16 protein-coding genes, 3 tRNA genes and 2 pseudogenes are annotated in these 19,514 nt (G+C 73.7%); 13 read left to right on the top strand and 8 right to left on the bottom strand.

Going from position 1 to position 19,514, the window contains the following annotated elements:
• The 5 genes and pseudogenes from ABZW32_RS24390 to ABZW32_RS24370 form a co-directional block, all read left to right on the top strand.
• Positions 1-737, top strand: a pseudogene (locus ABZW32_RS24390) (DNA polymerase III subunit gamma and tau); the annotation flags it as partial.
• A gap of 60 nt (positions 738-797) precedes the next feature.
• A complete protein-coding gene (purD, locus tag ABZW32_RS24385) occupies positions 798-2,051 on the top strand; it encodes a phosphoribosylamine--glycine ligase (RefSeq protein ID WP_356219207.1) in 1,254 nt (417 codons plus the stop codon).
• A 288-nt stretch (positions 2,052-2,339) separates the two neighbouring features.
• Entirely contained in the window at positions 2,340-4,310 is a 1,971-nt protein-coding gene (locus ABZW32_RS24380) for a hypothetical protein (RefSeq protein WP_356219205.1), read from the top strand.
• Between the two features lie 157 nt (positions 4,311-4,467).
• A complete protein-coding gene (locus ABZW32_RS24375) occupies positions 4,468-5,943 on the top strand; it encodes a N,N-dimethylformamidase beta subunit family domain-containing protein (protein ID WP_356219202.1) in 1,476 nt (491 codons plus the stop codon).
• A 140-nt stretch (positions 5,944-6,083) separates the two neighbouring features.
• Complete coding sequence (locus ABZW32_RS24370; RefSeq protein ID WP_356219200.1) at positions 6,084-6,986, top strand: phosphoribosylaminoimidazolesuccinocarboxamide synthase; 903 nt, start codon at positions 6,084-6,086, stop codon at positions 6,984-6,986.
• A gap of 47 nt (positions 6,987-7,033) precedes the next feature.
• Here the strand turns inward: ABZW32_RS24370 and ABZW32_RS24365 are convergent.
• The 7 genes and pseudogenes from ABZW32_RS24365 to ABZW32_RS24335 form a co-directional block, all read right to left on the bottom strand.
• A tRNA-Gly gene (locus ABZW32_RS24365) sits at positions 7,034-7,106 on the bottom strand.
• Between the two features lie 24 nt (positions 7,107-7,130).
• Positions 7,131-7,742: a response regulator transcription factor gene (locus ABZW32_RS24360; RefSeq protein WP_356219198.1), complete on the bottom strand. Its 612-nt coding sequence runs from the start codon at positions 7,740-7,742 to the stop codon at positions 7,131-7,133.
• Positions 7,739-8,980, bottom strand: coding sequence for a histidine kinase (locus ABZW32_RS24355; RefSeq protein WP_356219196.1), 1,242 nt, complete (start codon positions 8,978-8,980; stop codon positions 7,739-7,741). The genes ABZW32_RS24360 and ABZW32_RS24355 overlap by 4 nt, the downstream gene beginning before the upstream one ends.
• Positions 8,981-9,045: 65 nt before the next feature.
• Positions 9,046-9,387, bottom strand: a pseudogene (locus ABZW32_RS24350) (hypothetical protein); the annotation flags it as partial.
• A 212-nt stretch (positions 9,388-9,599) separates the two neighbouring features.
• Positions 9,600-9,672: transfer RNA gene (locus tag ABZW32_RS24345), tRNA-Gly, on the bottom strand.
• Between the two features lie 79 nt (positions 9,673-9,751).
• Positions 9,752-9,823 (bottom strand) — tRNA-Gly (locus tag ABZW32_RS24340).
• Positions 9,824-9,911: 88 nt separating this feature from the next.
• On the bottom strand, positions 9,912-10,229 hold the full coding sequence (locus ABZW32_RS24335) for an Lsr2 family protein (protein ID WP_356219194.1): 318 nt from the start codon (positions 10,227-10,229) through the stop codon (positions 9,912-9,914).
• A gap of 321 nt (positions 10,230-10,550) precedes the next feature.
• Between ABZW32_RS24335 and purS the strand changes: the two genes are divergently transcribed.
• From purS to ABZW32_RS24295, 8 genes are all read left to right on the top strand, one after another.
• Complete coding sequence (gene purS, locus ABZW32_RS24330) at positions 10,551-10,802, top strand: phosphoribosylformylglycinamidine synthase subunit PurS (protein ID WP_008740952.1); 252 nt, start codon at positions 10,551-10,553, stop codon at positions 10,800-10,802.
• A gap of 2 nt (positions 10,803-10,804) precedes the next feature.
• Positions 10,805-11,485 (top strand): phosphoribosylformylglycinamidine synthase subunit PurQ, encoded by a 681-nt coding sequence (gene purQ / locus ABZW32_RS24325; protein ID WP_356219191.1) that lies wholly within the window; start codon positions 10,805-10,807, stop codon positions 11,483-11,485.
• A complete protein-coding gene (purL, locus tag ABZW32_RS24320) occupies positions 11,482-13,731 on the top strand; it encodes a phosphoribosylformylglycinamidine synthase subunit PurL (protein WP_356219188.1) in 2,250 nt (749 codons plus the stop codon). Before purQ ends, purL begins: the two co-directional genes overlap by 4 nt.
• 124 nt (positions 13,732-13,855) lie before the next feature.
• Entirely contained in the window at positions 13,856-14,374 is a 519-nt protein-coding gene (locus ABZW32_RS24315) for a winged helix-turn-helix domain-containing protein (protein ID WP_356219186.1), read from the top strand.
• Positions 14,375-14,440: 66 nt separating this feature from the next.
• Positions 14,441-15,229 (top strand): M23 family metallopeptidase, encoded by a 789-nt coding sequence (locus ABZW32_RS24310; protein ID WP_356219222.1) that lies wholly within the window; start codon positions 14,441-14,443, stop codon positions 15,227-15,229.
• 56 nt (positions 15,230-15,285) lie between these two features.
• Entirely contained in the window at positions 15,286-16,551 is a 1,266-nt protein-coding gene (locus ABZW32_RS24305; RefSeq protein WP_356219183.1) for a hypothetical protein, read from the top strand.
• A gap of 38 nt (positions 16,552-16,589) precedes the next feature.
• Entirely contained in the window at positions 16,590-17,384 is a 795-nt protein-coding gene (locus ABZW32_RS24300; protein WP_356219181.1) for a sterol carrier family protein, read from the top strand.
• A gap of 48 nt (positions 17,385-17,432) precedes the next feature.
• Positions 17,433-17,909, top strand: a complete 477-nt coding sequence (locus ABZW32_RS24295) for an META domain-containing protein (protein WP_356219178.1) — start codon at positions 17,433-17,435, stop codon at positions 17,907-17,909.
• A gap of 44 nt (positions 17,910-17,953) precedes the next feature.
• Here ABZW32_RS24295 and ABZW32_RS24290 read toward each other — a convergent pair whose 3' ends face one another.
• A complete protein-coding gene (locus ABZW32_RS24290; RefSeq protein ID WP_356219176.1) occupies positions 17,954-19,378 on the bottom strand; it encodes a sulfatase-like hydrolase/transferase in 1,425 nt (474 codons plus the stop codon).
• Positions 19,379-19,514: the final 136 nt, after the last annotated feature.

The following is a 19,514-nucleotide window of genomic DNA, read 5'->3' as shown; positions in this document are numbered from 1 at the left end:
CCTGGCCGGGCGCCGCCGCGCCGGCCGCGGCGCAGCCCGCCCCCGCGCAGCCCGCCGCCGGGGCCTGGCCCAGCGCCGCCGCCCCCGGCAGCGGGACCCCGGCGCCCGCGCCCGCCGCCCCCGCGCCGGCCCCGGCGCCGGCCGCCGCCCCCGCCGCCGCGTCCTCCCCCGGCATGGCCGCGGGAGCCGGGCAGGTCCAGGCGATGTGGCCCGCCGTCCTGGACGCCGTGAAGAACCGCCGCCGCTTCACCTGGATCCTGCTCAGCCAGAACGCCCAGGTCACCGGCTTCGACGGCACCACCCTCCAGCTCGGCTTCCCCAACCCCGGAGCCCGCGACAACTTCGCGAGCAGCGGCAGCGAGGACGTCCTCAAGGCGGTGCTGGCCGAGCAGTTCCAGGTCAACTGGAAGATCGACGCCGTCGTCGGCGCGGGCGGGGGCGGCATCCCGGCCCCCGTCCAGCAGTCCTCGTACGGGGCCCCGGCCGCACCCGCCCACACCCCGCCGCCGCCCCCGCAGCAGCCCCAGGCGCCCGCCCCGCAGCAGCAGTACCAGCCGCCCCAGCAGTCGGCCCCCGCCCCGCAGCCGCCCGTACAGCAGGCGCCCCCGCCGGTCGCCCCCGAGGACGACTTCGCCGAGGAGGACGATCCCGACCTGGTCGAGAGCGCCCTGACCGGACACGACCTCATCGTGCGCGAGCTCGGAGCCACCGTTGTGGAGGAATACACGAATGAGTAGCCCCCTGTAGTTGGGTGGCCGCACGAAACGCGCCACGCCGTCCGGGCTACCCTGGGCGGCGTGAAGGTCCTCGTCATCGGCGGCGGCGCCCGCGAACACGCCCTGTGCCGCTCTCTGTCCCTCGACCCCGACGTCTCCGCGCTGTACTGCGCCCCCGGCAACGCCGGCATCGCCGAGGTGGCGGAGCTGCGCCCGGTCGACGCCCTCGACGGCGCCGCGGTCGCGGCGCTCGCCACCGAACTCGGCGCCGACCTGGTCGTCGTCGGCCCGGAGGCACCCCTGGTGGCCGGGGTCGGCGACGCCGTCCGCGCGGCCGGCATCCCCGTCTTCGGCCCGTCCGCGCAGGCGGCTCAGCTGGAGGGCTCCAAGGCCTTCGCCAAGGACGTGATGGCCGCCGCCGGGGTCCCGACGGCGCGCAGCTACGTCTGCACCACCGCGGAGGAGGTCGACGAGGCGCTCGACGCCTTCGGTGCCCCCTACGTCGTCAAGGACGACGGTCTCGCGGCCGGCAAGGGCGTCGTGGTCACCGAGGACCGGGCCGCCGCCCGCGCCCACGCGCTGGCCTGCGACCGGGTCGTCATCGAGGAGTACCTCGACGGCCCCGAGGTCTCCCTCTTCGCCATCACCGACGGCGTCACCGTCCTCCCGCTCCAGCCCGCGCAGGACTTCAAGCGCGCGCTCGACGGCGACGAGGGCCCCAACACCGGCGGCATGGGCGCCTACTCGCCGCTCCCCTGGGCCGACCCCAAGCTGGTCGACGAGGTCATGGCGCTGGTCCTCCAGCCCACCGTCGACGAACTCCGCCGCCGCGGCACCCCCTTCTCCGGCCTGCTCTACGCCGGCCTCGCGATCACCTCCCGCGGCACCCGGGTCATCGAGTTCAACGCCCGCTTCGGCGACCCCGAGACCCAGGTCGTCCTCGCCCGGCTGCGCACCCCGCTCGCCAGCGTCCTGCTGAACGCCGCCCGCGGCACCCTGGACGCCGAGCCGCCGCTCAGCTGGCGCGACGACGCCGCCGTCACGGTGGTCATCGCCTCGCACAACTACCCGGAGACCCCGCGGACCGGGGACCCGATCGAGGGCCTCGCCGAGGTGGCGGCCCTGGACGCGCCCGACGCCTACGTGCTCCACGCCGGGACCCGGCACGAGGGCGACGCGGTCGTCAGTGCGGGCGGTCGGGTGCTGTCGGTGACGGCGACCGGTTCCGACCTGGCACAGGCGCGCGAGAAGGCGTATAAGGCGGTTTCGCGGATCAGGCTCGACGGTTCGCAGCACCGTACGGACATTGCGGCCAAGGCGGCCGAAGGCCGCTGACCAGCAGGGTCGTGGCGGAGCGGGCCCGGTGCGCGGGAAAGGCGCACCGGGCCCGCGCGCGTCTTCGCGTGCGACTGCATCCGGCCGCGTTCGAACGCACCCACCTTTGCCCAAAGCCATTCCATCGGGTGATCGTCACCCGGACCGCCTGACGTCCGCCCCGGCCCCAACTAGGGTGCGGCGCAAGCATTCCGGCACATGGCCCACCGGCATTGCGATGTCGGTGGCGGGTGTCACAGTGGGGGAGTGAGCAACGCCGCCGCAGGGCAGAGGGGGTGAGGTCCGGCCGTGTCCGGAACCGGTTCGATCGCAGAAGTGGGCACGCCCTCCGCGCGTTCCCGGGCCCTCGCCGTGCTGCGGGTCCGCAGCAGGGCGCTGGCCGCCGTGCTGTTGCCCGCCGCCCTCGCGGTGGTGCTCGTGGCCGCCCGGATGACGGGCCGGCTGGCCGGTGACCCCTGGCCGACGGTGACCCTGGCCGTGTGCGCGGTCGCCGCGCTGGTGCTGCTGGCCGGCGGGATCTTCGGCGCCGTGGTCCTGCGCGCCCGCCCCGCCGTGACGCCGACGGTCCCGCTCTCCGAGGCCGCCGCGCCCGACCTCTACCGCCTGGTGCGCGACCTCGCCGACCGGATGGACGTCCCCGCGCCCTCCGCGATAGCCCTGACCCCGGACTGCGACAGCTGGCTGGAGGACCGTGCGCACGCGGCCCACCGCCGGGCCGGCGCGCGCACGTCCGCGGGGCCCGAGTCCGAGCCGGGCGCCGCCCCCGTGCTGGTGATCGGCTCGCCCTTCCTGTGGTGGATGCGGGTCGCCGAGCTACGGGCCGTCCTCGCGCCCGTCGTCGCCGGTACGGGCCCTTCCGCCCATCCGGACATAGCCGACGCGCGCGCCTTCGTCCGCGGACTCGACGCCGCCGTGGACGTCGGGAGCCGGCCCGGCCTGGGCTGGATCGCGCATCCCGCCCGGCTGCTGCTGCGGCTGTGCCGGACGGACGCCGCCGAGATGGAGCGCGGGGTGGCCGCCGCCGCCTCCGACCGCGCCCAGGGCGTGGACTACGCGCTGCGCATCGTCGCCCAGGAGCAGGTCGGCCTCGCCTACGCGGGCTGGGACCGGCTGCTGACCCGGGTCGCCCTGCCCGCCTGGCGGATGGGCCGCTGGCCCGCGCACCTCGACGCCGGGGTGGTCTCCGCCCTGACCGAGCTCTCGCGTCGCGACCGGCTGGCCGACGAGTTCACCTCGCGGCTGGGCGAGCGCCCCGCGTGCGATCTGCTGGAGCAGCCCGGGGCGGTCGACGAGGCCACCTCCCTGCTGGCCGCCCGGCTCTTCCACGGCGGTCCGGCCGAGGCCGGGCCGGACTGGTCGCCGGTGGACTGGGCGGCGTACCCGGAGGAGGTCGTCGACCGCAAGTGGCGCACGGAGGCATCCCGCCTCCACGCGGCGCTGGACGCCCTCTCCGTCCCGACGGGCCTCCCGACGCCCCCGCCGTCCCCCCAGACCCCGCCGTCCCCCCAGACCCCGCCGACGGCCCCGGTAGCGCCGACGGCTCCGGTACCGGCGACGGCTCCGGTAGCGCCGACGGCCCCGGTACCGGCGACGGCTCCGGTACCGGCGACGGCCCCGGTACAGGCGACGGCCCCGGTACAGGCGATGTCCCCGGTACCGGCCACGACTCCCGCGTCGAGCCCCGGCCCGAGCCCCGCCCCCGCTCCCAGCCCCGCCCCCGGCCCCGTCACGGCCCCCGTGGGCCCGTCCACCGGGGCCGGCCGGTCCGCCGAAGCCGCCATCGGCGGGCGCCCCGCCTTCGCTCCGCCCGCCGGCGACGGCTTCGGCGGCCCGACGCTGGAGCGGGTGCTCGCGTACCTCACCGACCCCACCGGCGAAGCCGCCGCCGGGGACGCCCTGGCCGGGCGGATCGGCGGGGACCTGGCCCGGGAGGAACGCGCCGCCGGCTCCGCCGCGGGTTCCGGCCGCACCGGCGGCGCGGACACGCTCCCGCTCTTCCCGCTCCAGCCCCCGCGCAGTGGCCGGGACCTGCTGGCCGACCACGTCACCGCGCTGGTCTGCTGCGCCGCCGTGGACTCGGCCGGCGCGGCCCCCGGCCTGGACTGGCTCGACGGCCCCGTCCTCCTCGTCGGCGGCCGGCGCCGCGCCGACCTGGCCCCCAGGGTGCTCTCGCTGGTCGAGGAAGGGGACCCGGCGCCCCTGCGCGACTGGCTCGCAGAGGTCGGCGTACGCCCCGAGAAGCCCGTCCGCCTCGTCTGAGCGCGGCGCCCGGGGTTCCGGTCACGCCAATTCGCGACGAACGGTGACGGACTGCGCGCGTTATGTGATGTGCTGGGACCGGTCGCGGCGGAGCTGTCCGAAAACCGCCGGGCCGGAATGACGGAATCGCGTTCGGGGGAGCGAGGGAGGGGACGGTATGGGTGCGGACCAGATCCGGCGGTGGGAGTCAGGTGCGCTCGCGCACGCGGTCAACGACCCCTTCGGCCAGGGCCCCCTGCCCTGGTTCCGCGGCAGCGAGCTGTACTTCGACGACACCGGCCACGTCGTCCCCTGGTACGTGGACCCGGCCGCGGCCCCCGGCCGGGTCCCCCGCGCCCGCAGCAGCGGCCCGCTCACCGCGGACGACGTGCACCGCCAGATCAAGGGCTTCGCCTCCACCGGCGCGGTCGCCCCCGGCGAGGCCATCGACTTCCACATCACCGTCGACCCGCCCCAGCAGTTCTCGGTCGACGTCTACCGGATCGGCCACTACGCCGGCGACGGCGCATCCAAGATCACCACCAGTCCCCGGCTGTCCGGGATCGTGCAGCCGCCCCCGCTCACCGCCGACCGCACCGTCTCCTGCCACCACTGGTGGCTCTCCTGGCGCCTCCAGGTCCCCTCGTACTGGAGCGTCGGCGCGTACGTGGCCGTCCTGACCACCGTCGACGGCTACCGCTCCCACATCCCCTTCACGGTCCGCGACGACCGCCCCGCCGACCTCCTCCTGCTGCTCCCCGACGTCACCTGGCAGGCCTACAACCTCTACCCCGAGGACGGCCGCACCGGCGCCAGCCTCTACCACGCCTGGGACGAGGAGGGCCGTCTCCTCGGCGAACGCGACGCCGCCATCACGGTCTCCTTCGACCGCCCCTACGCGGGCGCAGGCCTGCCCCTGCACGTCGGCCACGCCTACGACTTCATCCGCTGGGCCGAGCGCTACGGCTACGACCTCGCCTACGCCGACACCCGCGACCTCCACGCCGGCCGCGTCGACCCCACCCGCTACCGGGGCCTGGTCTTCCCCGGCCACGACGAGTACTGGTCGGCCCCCATGCGCCGCACCGCCGAGCGCGCCCGCGACCACGGGACCTCGCTGGTCTTCCTCTCCGCCAACACCATGTACTGGCAGGTCGAACTGGGCCCGTCCCCCTCCGGGGTCGAGGACCGCCTCCTCACCTGCCGAAAACGCCGCGGCCCCGGCCGGCCCAGCCTGTGGCGCGAGGTCGACCGCCCCGAACAGCAGCTCCTCGGCATCCAGTACGCGGGCCGGGTCCCCGACCCCGCCCCCCTGGTCGTGCGCAACGCCACGCACTGGCTCTGGGACTCCACGGGCGCGGCCGAGAACGACGAGCTCGACGGCCTGGTCGCCGGCGAGGCCGACCGCTACTTCCCGCGCACCCAGCTCCCGGAGCACCGGGACCGGATCCTGCTCGCGCACTCCCCGTACCTCGACAGCGAGGGCGCCAAGCGCCACCAGGAGACCTCCCTCTACCGCGCGCCCAGCGGCGCCCTGGTCTTCGCGTCCGGCACCTTCGCGTGGTCCCCGGCGCTCGACCGCCCCGGCCACGTGGACGAGCGCGTCCAGCGCGCCACGGCCAACCTCCTCGACCGGATCTGCAAGCGCGACTGACCCCGCCCGCCCCGTTCACCCCGCCCGGAAGCCCCCGCGAAGACGCCCCCGCCGACCCGCACGGCCGACCCCCCGACCCGGGCACGGGCCCCCGTGCGGGAGAATGGCCCTGCGCTCGTACAGAACCACAGGGAGACTCCGTGCCCGGATTCGTCGAAAAGCCCGAGCCGGTGCAGGTGCCCGGCCTCGTCCACCTCCACACCGGCAAGGTCCGTGACCTCTACCGCGACGAGGACGGCCGCCTCGTCATGGTCGCCAGCGACCGCATCTCCGCCGCGGACTGGGTGCTGCCCACCGAGATCCCGGACAAGGGCCGCATCCTGACCCAGCTCTCCCTCTGGTGGTTCGACCAGCTCGCCGACCTGGTCCCGAACCACGTCATCAGCACCGAGCTGCCCGCCGGCGCCCCCGCCGACTGGGCCGGCCGCGCCCTGGTCTGCCAGAACCTCGACATGGTCCCCGTCGAGTGCGTGGCCCGCGGCTACCTCACCGGTTCCGGCCTCGCCGAGTACGAGAAGTCCCGTACGGTCTGCGGACTCGCCCTCCCCGAGGGCCTCGTGGACGGCTCCGAGCTGCCCGCCCCGATCTTCACCCCGGCCGCCAAGGCCGCGGTCGGCGACCACGACGAGAACGTCTCCTACGAGGAGGTCGCCCGCACCACCGGCGCCGAGACGGCCGCGCTGCTGCGCCAGGCCACCCTCGCCGTGTACGGGCGCGCCCGGGACATCGCGCGCGAGCGCGGGATCATCCTGGCGGACACCAAGTTCGAGTTCGGCTTCGACAAGGACGGCGTCCTGGTCGCCGCGGACGAGGTCCTCACCCCGGACTCCTCCCGCTTCTGGCCCGCCGACCAGTGGGAGCCGGGCCACGCCCAGCCCTCGTTCGACAAGCAGTACGTCCGTGACTGGCTGGCCTCCCCGGCCTCCGGCTGGAACTCCAAGGGCGAACTGCCGCCGCCCGTCCTCCCGCAGGAGGTCGTCGAGCGGACCCGGGCCAAGTACGTGGAGGCCTACGAGCGCCTCACCGGCCAGACCTGGAGCTGACACACGAAGAAGGCCCCGATCGGAGAACCGATCGGGGCCTTCAGCTGAGCGGACAACGCGACTCGAACGCGCGACATCCACCTTGGCAAGGTGGTGCTCTACCAACTGAGCTATGTCCGCCTGTGCGCCTTGGCGCGAGGACAACTATACCCAACCTCGCTCGCGTGCGAGACGCACTGCGGTGTGCCGATTCTCGGCGCCCAGTTTCGTGGCCGCCGACGACAGGTAGTTGCGCACCGTCCCCGGTGACAGCGAGGCCCGCTCCGCGATCTCCACGATCGGCGCCCCGTCCGCCGCGAGTTCCAGCACCTCGGCCTCCCGGGCCGTCAGCGGGGAGTCCCCCGCGCTGATCGCGTCGGCCGCCAACTCCGGGTCCACGTAACGGCCTCCGCCGTGCACGGTGCGGATCAGCTCGGCCAGCCGCTGCGCCGACACCGTCTTCGGGGCGAAGGCCCGCACGCCCGCCGCGAGGGCCCGCTTCAGGTGCCCGGGACGGCCGTGACTGGTCACGATCATGGTCCGGCAGTCGGGCAGTTCGGCCCGGATCGCTGTGGCGACGCTCACACCGTCGGCCCCCGGCATCTCCAGGTCGAGCACCGCCACGTCGGGCCGGTGAGCCCTCGCCATCGCCAGGGCCTCCGGCCCCGAGGCGGCCTCGGCGACGACCACCAGGTCGTCCTCCAGGCCCAGCAGCGCGGCCAGCGCACCCCGGATCAGGTGCTCGTCATCGGCCAGAAGTACCCGTACGGGAGTCACGCCCGCACCTCCACTCGTCTCGTTCCGTCTCCCGGAACCTCGGCCCGCAGCCGGAACCGGCCGCCCTCGACCGGTCCCGCCAGCAAGGTTCCGTCCACCGCCGCGAGCCGCTCCCGCAGTCCCGCGAGCCCGGATCCGGGCGGGCCGGCCGGGGCCTCGGGCGCCCCGTCGTTCTCCACCAGCAAGGTCACCGTGCCGGAAGGGCCCCCGGCCGTCACCCGGATCAGGCAGTTCCGGGCGTCCCCGTGCCGCAGTACGTTCGTGGTCGCCTCCCGGACCACCCAGCCCAGCGCCGACTGCACCTCGGCCGACAGCGTCCGCCCCGCCGCCTCGAATTCGACCCGGCAGTCCATCCCGGCGGCGCTCAGCACCCCGCGCGCGCCCTCCAGCTCCACCGACAGGTCCGCCTCCCGGTACCCCCGCACCACGTCGCGCACCTCCCGCTGCGACTCCCGTGCGATCCGCTGCACCTCGATCATCTGGTCGACGGCCTCCGGCCGTTCGCGCCGGGCCAGCTGGACCGCCAGCTCGCTCTTGAGCGCGATCACCGCGAGGTTGCGGCCCATCACGTCGTGGAGGTCCCGGCCGAACCGCAGCCGCTCCTCGGCCACCGCGAGCTGCGCCTGGAGCTCGCGGGCCCGGTCCAGCTCGTGGACGGTGGTCAGCAGCCACCCGGAGAACCCGTACGCGACGCCCAGGAACACGCCGGACAGCAGAGTCCCGATCAGGTGGCCGAGGGCCTCGCCCAGGGGGATCCCGAGGGCGTACGCGGCCACGCCGGCGCCCCCGGCCGCGATCAGCGGGACGTACCGCATGTGCCGGACCTTCTCCAGGGACAGCACCACCGCGCCACAGCCGAAGCCGGCCAGCCCGAACACCATCGTGATGGACACCGACCCCTCGACGTGTCCGGTCCGGCGCAGGACGAGGAGGGCCAGGCAGGCGACGGCCGTCACGACGGACACCGCCACCATCAGCCGTACGGGCCGTTCCCGGCTGCCCACGATCCAGTCCAGCGCCCTGGAGGTCAGGCACCCGACCAGGAGGGAGTGGACGCTCACCACCAGGAGGAGGGCGAAGGAGACCGCGACCGATCCGCCGTTGGCCGCCGGGACCAGCCCGGGCAGCCCGAACCCCGCGATCTCCATGACTATGAAGAAGTGGAAGGACCAGCGCGTGTAGAGCTCGACCTTCCCCGCACTGCTGCGGCGTTTCCACCACCCGGTCAGCTTCGACACGGCCCGTCCCCCCGGATCCCTCGTACTCGCGGCGCGGTACCCGGCGGACCGCCCTCGGGCGGCCGTTACCGCGACCATGATCCAGACCAGTGTGACGGCGGGCGGCGCCGGGAGGTGACCGCTCGCCACCAGCGCCCCGGCCACCATGAGGACGACGGCCGGCCCGGGGTCGGCGGTTCCTCGGCGAAGGCCCCTTCCGGGGAGGCGTGGCGGGCGTCGAGCGCGGCCAGTTCCACCCCGTCGTCGTGGGCCCAGCGCAGCAGCAGGCCGAGGTCGTACTGGAGCCGTTCGGTACGGATCTCCACGCGCCGGCCGTCCGCGGCCGCGAGCAGCGGCAGCGGAAGACGGGCGGCGGGCATCCCGTCGGGCAGGACGAAGCGGATCCGGGCCGGCCGGGCCGCCCCGACCCGGCCCGGGGCGCCCGCCGGGCCGGGCTTCCCTGATTCGGTCATGGATCCAGCCTCGGCGCGGGCCGGGCGTTCCGGCAGTGCGCGCCGTCACGGCCCGCGATGACATTTGTCATCGGAAAGTGACGTGTGCCACAAAAAAAGGGGGGGCGAGGTGATGGCGCCGGAGAACGACAAAGGCCCCGATCGAAGATCGGGGCCTTTGTCCTCTGAGCGGACGACGCGACTCGAACGCGCGACATCCACCTTGGCAAGGTGGTGCTCTACCAACTGAGCTACGTCCGCATGCTTCCCACGGCACAAGTGCCGTGCTCTGCGTGCATCACTCTACCTGATCCACAACCGTGGTCGGTAAAGCGTGCAGAGCGGGTGACAGGGATTGCACACTGCGCCTCCCCCCTGGAAGGGGGGTGTTCTGCTACTGAACTACACCCGCACGACTTCGGGGCTTCGGCTTTTCCGCCTGGCCCCTCGGCGTGATCCACACACTAGCCGATCAGAGGGGGTGGATGGCAAATCAGGGGTCAGTGGGCTTCGTTGTAGGCCGCGTAGACCCGCTTCGGGATGCGCCCGCGGGGCGGTACGTCGTGGCCGTTGGACCGGGCCCAGGCCCGCACGACCGCCGGATCGGGGGCGACGGACGTGTGCTTGAACGTCTTGCCGGAACGGGACTGCCGGCGACCCGCGGCCACGAAGGGGGCCAGGCCCTTCCGCAGTTTCTTTGCGTTGGCCACATTGAGGTCGATCTCGTACGTCTTACCGTCCAGAGCGAACACGACCGTTTCCGCCGCTTCTCCGCCGTCGATGTCGTCGGAGATCGTGACTACTACGCGCTGCGCCACGGATATCGGTCCCTTCGTGCGCCGTCCCCGCACGCGTGACGTGCGGTGATGTCGCCTGTGTGGATGTTTCGGTGGAATGCATCAAACCGTCGGAATCCCGGCTGATTCCTTTGTACCGCGATTCTCATTGAATTGCGAAGCCCAGTTAATTCTCCCCGCGTGTCCCGCCGCAATGGCGGGCGCGTGGTTTTCCGGTGGATTTTGCGAAGCGTTGGTGAAGCCGAAACGGCGGGCCGGTCGCGGCCGCCAGATATCTACCCGCGTAGAAATTTCGGCCGGGTACGCTGAGGGAACCGCCTTGCACCAACCACCTCATCGGGAGTGCCAGTGGCACGCGTCGTAGTCGACGTCATGCTCAAGCCGGAGATCCTCGACCCCCAGGGCCAGGCGGTGCAGCGTGCACTGCCGCGCCTGGGCTTCGAGGGGATCGCCGACGTCCGCCAGGGGAAGCGCTTCGAGCTGGAAGTGGAGGGACCGGTCGACCAGGCCGCCCTCGACCGCATCCACAAGATGGCCGAAACGTTCCTCGCCAACACCGTCATCGAAGACTTCACCGTGAAGGTCGAGGCCTGACGGTGACCACTCGCATCGGTGTCGTCACGTTCCCCGGAACGCTCGACGACCGTGACTCGCTGCGCGCCGTCCGCATCGCGGGGGCCGAGCCGGTCTCGCTCTGGCACCGCGACAAGGACCTGCACCAGGTCGACGCGGTCGTCCTCGCGGGCGGCTTCTCCTACGGGGACTACCTGCGCGCCGGAGCCATCTCCCGGTTCTCGCCGGTGATGGAGACCATCATCGAGCAGGCCAAGGGCGGCATGCCCGTCCTCGGCATCTGCAACGGCTTCCAGGTCCTCACCGAGGCCCACCTGCTGCCGGGGGCGATGCTCCGCAACAACCACCTCCACTTCATCTGCCGCGACCAGAAGCTGCGGGTGGAGAACGCGGAGACCGCGTGGACCGGCGACTACACCGCCGGCCAGGAGATCTCCGTACCGCTCAAGAACATGGACGGCCGCTACACCGCCGACGAGCGCACGCTCGACGAACTGGAGGCCGAAGGCCGAGTGGCCTTCCGCTACCTGGACGGCAACCCGAACGGCTCGCTGCGCGACATCGCGGGCATCACCAATGCCGCGGGCAACATCGTCGGCCTCATGCCGCACCCCGAGCACGCGGTCGAGCCGCTGATCGGGACCGGTCGCACCGACGGCCTCCCGTTCTTCACTTCGGTCCTGAAGAAGCTGGTCAGCGCATGAGCCTCGACACCGTCAAGAACGCCTCCGAGACCCCGGACGCCTCCCAGCCCTGGAAGGAACTCGGCCTCAAGGAGGACGAGTACGCCCGGATCCGCGAGATCCTCGGCCGCCGGCCCACCGGCGCCGAGCTCGCCATGTACTCCGTCATGTGGTCCGAGCACTGCTCGTACAAGAGCAGCAAGGTCCACCTGAAGCAGTTCGGCGAGAAGGTCCCGCAGAACGACGCCATGCTCGTCGGCATCGGCGAGAACGCCGGCGTCGTCGACGTCGGCCAGGGGTACGCGGTCACCTTCAAGGTCGAGTCGCACAACCACCCGAGCTACATCGAGCCCTACCAGGGCGCGGCCACCGGCATCGGCGGCATCGTCCGCGACATCCTCGCCATGGGCGCCCGCCCCGTCGCCGTCGTCGACCCGCTGCGCTTCGGCGCGGCCGACCACCCCGACACCAAGCGCGTCCTGCCGGGCGTCGTCGCGGGCATCGGCGGCTACGGCAACTGCCTGGGCCTGCCCAACATCGGCGGCGAGGTCGTCTTCGACGCCTGCTACCAGGGCAACCCGCTGGTCAACGCCGGCTGCATCGGCGTGATGAAGCACGAGGACATCCACCTCGCCAAGGCCTCCGGCCCCGGCAACAAGGTCATCCTCTACGGCGCCCGCACGGGCGGCGACGGCATCGGCGGCGTCTCGGTCCTCGCGTCCGAGACCTTCGACGACACCAAGCCGACCAAGCGCCCCGCCGTCCAGGTCGGCGACCCCTTCCAGGAGAAGCTCCTCATCGAGTGCACCCTGGAGATCTTCAAGGAGAAGCTGGTCGCGGGCATCCAGGACCTCGGCGGCGCCGGGCTCTCCTGCGCCACGTCCGAGCTGGCCTCCGCCGGTTCCGGCGGCATGCGCGTCGAGCTGGACACCGTCCCGCTGCGCGACGCGACGCTCTCGCCCGAGGAAATCCTCATGAGCGAGTCGCAGGAGCGCATGTGCGCGATCGTCGAGCCGCAGCACGTCGACCGCTTCATGGAGATCTGCGAGAAGTGGGACGTCATCGCCACCGTCATCGGTGAGGTGACCGAGGGCGAGCGCCTGGAGATCTTCTGGCACGGCGAGCAGATCGTGGACGTGCCCCCGGGCACCGTCGCCCACGAGGGCCCCGTCTACCACCGCCCGTACGCGCGCCCCTCCTGGCAGGACGCGCTCCAGGCGGACGACGCCGGCAGGCTGCCGCGGCCGCAGACCTCCGAGGAGCTGCGCGCGCAGGTCCTGGCGCTGGTCTCGTCCCCGAACCAGGCCTCGAAGTCCTGGGTCACCGACCAGTACGACCGCTTCGTGCAGGGCAACACGGTGCTCTCGCAGCCCGAGGACGCCGGCATGGTCCGCATCGACGAGGAGTCCAACCTCGGCGTGGCCATGTCCACCGACGGCAACGGCCGCTACGCCAAGCTCGACCCGTACGCGGGTGCGCAGCTGGCGCTGGCGGAGTCGTACCGCAACGTGGCCGCGACCGGTGCCAAGCCGCTCGCGATCTCCGACTGCCTGAACTTCGGTTCCCCCGAGGACCCGGACGTCATGTGGCAGTTCGCCGAGGCCTGTCGCGGTCTCGCGGACGCCTGCCTGGAGCTGGGCACCCCGGTGACCGGCGGCAACGTCTCGCTCTACAACCAGACCGGCGAGGTGGCGATCCACCCGACCCCGGTCGTGGCGGTCCTCGGCGTGATCGACGACGTCAACCGCCGGACGCCGATGGCGTTCAAGGAGACCGGCCAGCTGCTGTACCTGCTCGGCGACACCGCCGAGGAGTTCGGCGGCTCCGCCTGGTCGCAGGTCGTCCACGACCACCTCGGCGGCCTGCCGCCCAAGGTGGACCTGGGCCGCGAGAAGCTGCTGGGCGAGATCCTGATCTCCGCCTCGCGCGACGGCATGATCGACGCCGCGCACGACCTGTCGGACGGCGGCGTCATCCAGGCGCTGACCGAGTCCTGCCTCAAGGGCGGCAACGGCGCGCGCGTCGTGGTCCCCGAGGGCCTGGACGCCTTCACCTTCCTCTTCTCCGAGTCCGCGGGCCGCGCCATCGTGTCCGTCCCGCGCAGCGAGGAGCTCCGCTTCACCGACATGTGCGGCGCGCGCGGTCTGCCCGCGACCCGCATCGGTGTGGTGGACGGCGAGGAGATCGAGGTCCAGGGCGAGTTCAGCCTCCCGCTGGCCGAGCTCCGCGAGGCCCACGAGGCGACGATCCCGGCCCTGCTGGCCTGATCCCCGCCCGCCCGTACGCGTACGAGCCCCCGGTCCGGATTCCTCCGGCCGGGGGCTCGTCCGTCGTCCGGACCGGCGGAAGCCCGACCTTGTACGGGCTTACGTAATCACGTAACTTCGGGGTATGGACCTGGAAGCACGCGTCGCCGAGCTCGAACGCCGGCTGGACGCGCTCGAAGCGGACCCCACCCCGCGCCCGGAGCCCTCCGAAGGGGACTTCTGGGCCCTGGACGGCTGGAAGGAACGGCTCCCCGCCCTCGGCGCCGACACCGGCGGGGTCCTGTTCACCGGCGCGGTCACCCTCCCCACCGGCGAGCGCTACGAATGGCAGCAGGCCGCCCCCACCACCGCGCTCCTCGACGACGGACCCGACGGCGGGACCGACGCCCACCGCACCGCCGACTCCTTCGCCGCACTCGGCCACCCCGTACGGCTGCGCCTGCTGCGCGAGATCCTGGCCGGCCGCCGCACCGCCGCCGAACTGACCGCCCTCGACGGGGTCGGCACGAGCGGCCAGGTCTACCACCACCTGCGCCAGCTGACCGCCGCCGGCTGGCTGCACACGACCGGCCGGGGCCGCCACGAGGTTCCCGGCGCCCGGGTGGTCCCCCTCCTCGTCCTGCTGTCGGCCGCGACCCCGTGAGGTGACCCCCTCGTGCCCAAGCCGTTCCACTTCCTCTACCGGCTCCTGCTGGCTCTGGCCCTGCTCATGATCGGGACCGACCTGGCCGTCGGACTGCCCTTCGGCATGCACTGGTTCTGGCTCTGCGCCGGTGCGGGAACCCTCCTCAGCCTCGCCGTCGGCGCCACGGCCGGCCGGGCTCCGCGCACCGGGGAACCCCCGGTCGAACTGGACCCCCCGGTCACCGGCCGCTGGTCCGCCCTCAACAGCCCCGCCGACAAGACCCCCAGCCACGGCACCCACCGCCTCGGCCAGGCCTGCGCCATCGACCTCGTCGGCGAGGGCGAACCCGGCGCGGACCGCCAGCGTCCGCCCTTCGCCGCGCTCTGGCCGCCGGTGCGCCGCAACGAGGACTTCCCCGCCTACGGCGCCCCGCTGCTCGCGGTGGCCGACGCCACCGTGCTCCGCGCGAGCGACCACCGCCGCGACCACCTCAGCCGCAACTCCTGGCCCGCGGCCCTCTACCAGTTGCTGATCGAGGCCGCCGTGCGCGACCTCGGCGGAGCGGCCGCCGTCCTCGGAAACCACCTGGTCCTCGACCTCGGCGACGGCCGCTACGCCCTCTACGCCCACCTGCGCAAGGGCTCCCTCACCGTCCGCCCCGGCGAGCGCGTACGGGCCGGGCGGCTCCTGGCGCGGTGCGGCAACTCCGGCAACTCCTCCGAACCGCACCTGCACTTCCAGCTGATGGACCACCCGGACCCCGACCTCGCCAGCGGCCTCCCCTTCACCTGGCGCGGCCTCGGCGTGCCCGCCGGGGGCGAGACCTTCGACGCCGGAACCGGCTCCGGAGCCGGAACCGGGATCCGGCCGTAGCGATTCCGTGGCACGCGGGACCGCCTCCGTACGGCACCCGTACGGATACTGACGCCGTGAGCGACATCGTCAAGTACCTGCCGCCCGCGGCGATACCCGAGGGCGGCGCCCCCGACTGGAAGACCACCGACGCCGACCGCTGGCGCACGGCCCGGGTCCCCGCCGTCCTCGGGCCCGTCGCGGGAGGCTGGATCCTGCTGCCCGCCGTCCTCCTCGCCATCGCCTTGCGGGCCGTCGGCGACCCGGCGGCGGACAGCGCCGGCACCGCGTGGGACGGCTACCCCGCGGCGGTCCTGCTGCTCGCGCTCCCCGCCTGGTACCGCTTCCTGCCGACCGCGACCGTCGTATCCGTGCCCCTGATCGCCCTCGAAGCGGTCCCCGGCCTGTTCCGGCCCGCCGAAGCCGACGCAGTGGGCAGGGCCGGCATCGGGGTGACCCTGGCGCTCGGGGCCTTCGCCCTCACCGGCGCCCTGCTGCGCCTGCGCTCCCGCGGGCTCCAGCGCGCCCTGGTCCTGGAAGCCGCAGGGGACGCCCGCAGCCCGGTCCCCGACGACCTCCCCGACGGCCACCGCCACCGCGGCCGGTGGCCGATCCTGGCCGGGGCCCTGCTGTGTACGGCCGCCACCGCCCTCCTCGTCTGGGGTCTCCGCCAGGACCTGGGGGCACCTCCCGGGCAGCCGTACGACGCCTCGGGCCAGCAGGTCATGGCCCTGCTGCTGTTCGCCCCCGGCTCCCCGCTCCTCGGCCGCGGCATCACGGCCCGCCACGCCGCCCGGCGACTGCACGACGGGCCGCAGCCCGTGCTGCGGGTCGGGGTCCGCCACCGCTACTCCGATACGAACTGGATCGTCGCGGACGCCCGGACCACCACCGCCCCGCCCCTGGTCGCCTTCCGGGACCGGTTCGAGGACGGCTACCGCTCCGGGAGCGGGCGGACGCTCGTCGGCGGCCCGGAGGAACGGCTGCGCACCGAGCACCACGACATCAACGAGATGAGCGAGCCCTACGAGGCGGTCCTCTACGGCGTCCCCTGCGAAAGCGCCGAAGTCCTCCTGGAGTACGCCGTCTACGAAGGGGGGTCCCGCATCGTCAGCAAGGTCACCGCCGCCCCGCTGATGCCCTTCCGCCGCCACAGCTGCCGGCAGTGGAGCCCGGCCGGAACCTCGTACGCCGTCCGGCGGGCCGAGGAGGCGAAGCGGCGCCGGGAGGAACGCGCGTCCTCCTCCTCGTCCTCCTCGGGCTGCGGCTCCTCCAGCAGTTGCTCCAGTTGCTCCAGTTGCTCCAGCAGCTGTGGCGGAGGCTGCGGGGGCGGCGGCGACTGACCGGCCCGCCCGGGGCCGGCCGCGAGTAGGGTCGCCCCATGCCGCCCGCGAAGAAGAAGCCGCGCGCCTACGACCAGGCGAAGATCCGTACGGCCGTCACCGCACAGTTCGGGCACGTCGCCGAAGCCGTACGGGGCCTGACCCCCGAGCAGCTCGCGCGGCCCAGCGGGCTCGGGGAGTGGAGCGTCGCCGAGCTCGCCGCCCACATCGCCTGGATCGCGGACTCGCTGGCGGGCTGCCTCGCCCGTCCGCCCGCCGCCGTCCCCGAGCTGAGCGCCGTCGAGTGGCCCTTCGCCACCGCCTCCCTCGCCGGGAAGATCAGCGAGGTCGCCCGCGAGACCCTCGGCGGCGCCCCGCTGCCCGAGCTCTACGACCGGGCGGCCGCGCGGATGGCCGAGGCCCTGGAGCGCAACGCCGGCAGCCGGGTCCTCGACCTGTGGATCGGGGACATGACCCTCGCCGACTTCCTCGTCACCCGCACCGTGGAGCTGGTCGTCCACACCGACGACCTCAACCGGGCCCTGCCCGGCCTCGACGTCCCCGTCGAGCGGCAGGCCCTCGCCGCCTGCACCCGGCTGCTCGCCGACGCCCTCGCGGTGAAGGCGCCCGGCGGCTCGGTGGAGGTGCGGATCCCGCCCTTCGCGGTCGTCCAGTGCGTCGAGGGCCCCCGCCACACCCGCGGCACCCCGCCCAACGTGGTGGAGACCGACCCGCTGACCTGGCTCCGCCTCGCCACGGGCCGGACCGACTGGGCGACGGAACTCGACGCCGCCACGGTCAGCGCCGGCGGCGAGCGCGCCGACCTGGCCGGACTGTTGCCCCTGATGGGCTGAACGGGCGAGGGCGGGGAACCGGCCGGGCCCCCGCCCCGTCCCAGGGGCATGCGTACCCTCAGGAACCTCGCCGCCGGCCTGGCCCTGCTCGCCCCGTTCGCCCTCACCGGCTGCCAGGGCGGCACCGCGGACGCCGCCCTCACCCCGGACGGCGCCAGCGCGCGGCCGCCCGCCGTGGACGCCCCGCTCACCGCGACCACCTGGACGGTCGGCGCCGTCGACGGCACCGCCGCCCCCGCCGACCGGGCGGCGAGCTTCACCCTCGCCCCCGACGGCCGGGTGAGCGGCACCCTCGGCTGCAACCGCTTCAGCGCCCCGGTCACCGTCACCGGTCCCACCCTCACCATCGGCCCGCCGACCAGCACCCGGATGGCCTGCGAGGGCCCGGCGGGAGCGCAGGAACGGGCCCTGACCGCGCTGTTCGCCGCCGGCCCCCTGACCTGGAGCATCCACGGCCAGGCCCTCACGCTGACCGCCCCCGACGGCAAGAACCTCACCGCCGAGGCCGGCTCCGCCGCCGAATGACGCCGGCCGGGCCGCGCCGGGTACGGGTCACCGCCCGCCCCGGGTCACGCCGGGTACGGCAGCAGCCCCGCGTCCGTCTTCTCCCAGGCCGCCCGCAGCTCCGCCAGCCGAGCCGGTTCCACCGCCGCCTTGTCGGCCTGCTCCCGGACGTCCCCGGCCAGGTCGAACAGCTGGTCGCGGCCCGACTTGCCCCGGTAGTACTTCCAGTCCCCGCGGCGCAGCGCCCGCTCCCCGCGCACCCGCCAGAACAGGTTCCGCTCGGCGATCCGCTCCCCGCGCAGCAGGTACCCGGCCAGGCTCACCCCGTCCAGCGGGTACGCCCGGTGCGGCCGGGTCCCGGCCAGCTCCAGCAGCGTGGCCGTCCAGTCCGGGCTGAACACCGGCACCCGGCTGACCTGGCCGCCGTCCACCCGGGCGGGCCAGCGCAGGATGTTGGGCACCCGGATCCCGCCCTCCTGGAGCGAGGCCTTGTTGCCCGACAGCGGCCAGTTGTACGAGAAGCGCTCGCCGCCGTTGTCGCTGGAGAACACCACGATCGTGTCCTCCTCCTGCCCGGAGCGCTTCAGCGCCTTCAGCACCTCGCCGACCGACCGGTCCAGGTCCTCGACCATCTGCTTGTACTTCTCGACCGAGCCGCCGTCCTGGTGCCACAGCGCCCGCCCGTCACCCGCCTTGATCCGGCGGACGATCTCGGCGCTCTGCGCCGTGTCCCCCTCGGCGATCCACGGCCAGTGCGGGGTGGTGAAGTTCAGGTTCAGCAGCCACGGCCTGCCGTGGTGGTCGCGGGAGACGTACTCGCTCGCCCGCTCCGTGATGATCCTCGTGTAGTAGCGCAGGTCCTTGTACTCGGCGTCCCCCTCGTAGAGGTCGTACTCGCCGCCCAGACCGAGCTTGGAGTAGTACTCCAGGGCCCCGCCGAAGTTCCCGAAGAACTCCTCCCAGCCCGACCTGGTCGGGCTGTAGTCCGGCAGGTAGCCGGCGTGCCACTTGCCGATCAGGGCGGTGGAGTACCCCGCCTCCTTCAGCAGCGAGGCCAGCGTCGGATGGGACGGCTCCAGCCCCACCGACCTGTCGGCGATCGGCTCCGCCAGCCCGCCCTTCGTGCGCGCGGGATACCGGCCCGTGTACAGGCTGAAGCGGGTCGGCGAGCAGGTCGCGGAGCCCGAGTAGGCGTCGGTGAACCGCACCCCCTGGCGCGCCAGCCGGTCCAGGTTCGGGGTCTTGATGTGCGGGGAGCCGTACGAGGACAGGTCGGCCCAGCCCAGGTCGTCGCCCAGGATGAACAGGATGTTCGGACGCCGGGAACGCCGCTCCCGGGCCGCCCGGAACTCCCGCTCCTCGGGCCCCGCCGAGGGGTTCTCGGCAGCGGCGGCGGGGCTCGCGCCCAGCCCCACCGCGGCGGTTGCGGCGCCCACGCCGACGGCACCGCCGAAGGCACGCCGGGACAGGTGGGATTCGTATGAAGGCACAAGGGCTCCAGGGCATGGCCCGTAGACCCCTCCGAGGCGGCGCGGGACGGCGCGCGGCACGGCGGAGCGGCCCGGACGGGCGGGGTGAAGGGGAGAGCGGAAGTCAGCGCGGAACGGCGCAACACCGGGTGTGGCG

This window comes from Streptomyces sp. NPDC004667, assembly GCF_040609475.1.
GTDB lineage: Bacteria > Actinomycetota > Actinomycetes > Streptomycetales > Streptomycetaceae > Streptomyces.
Note: the sequence above shows the minus strand (reverse complement) of the source record. Positions and strands in the feature narration are given on the sequence as shown.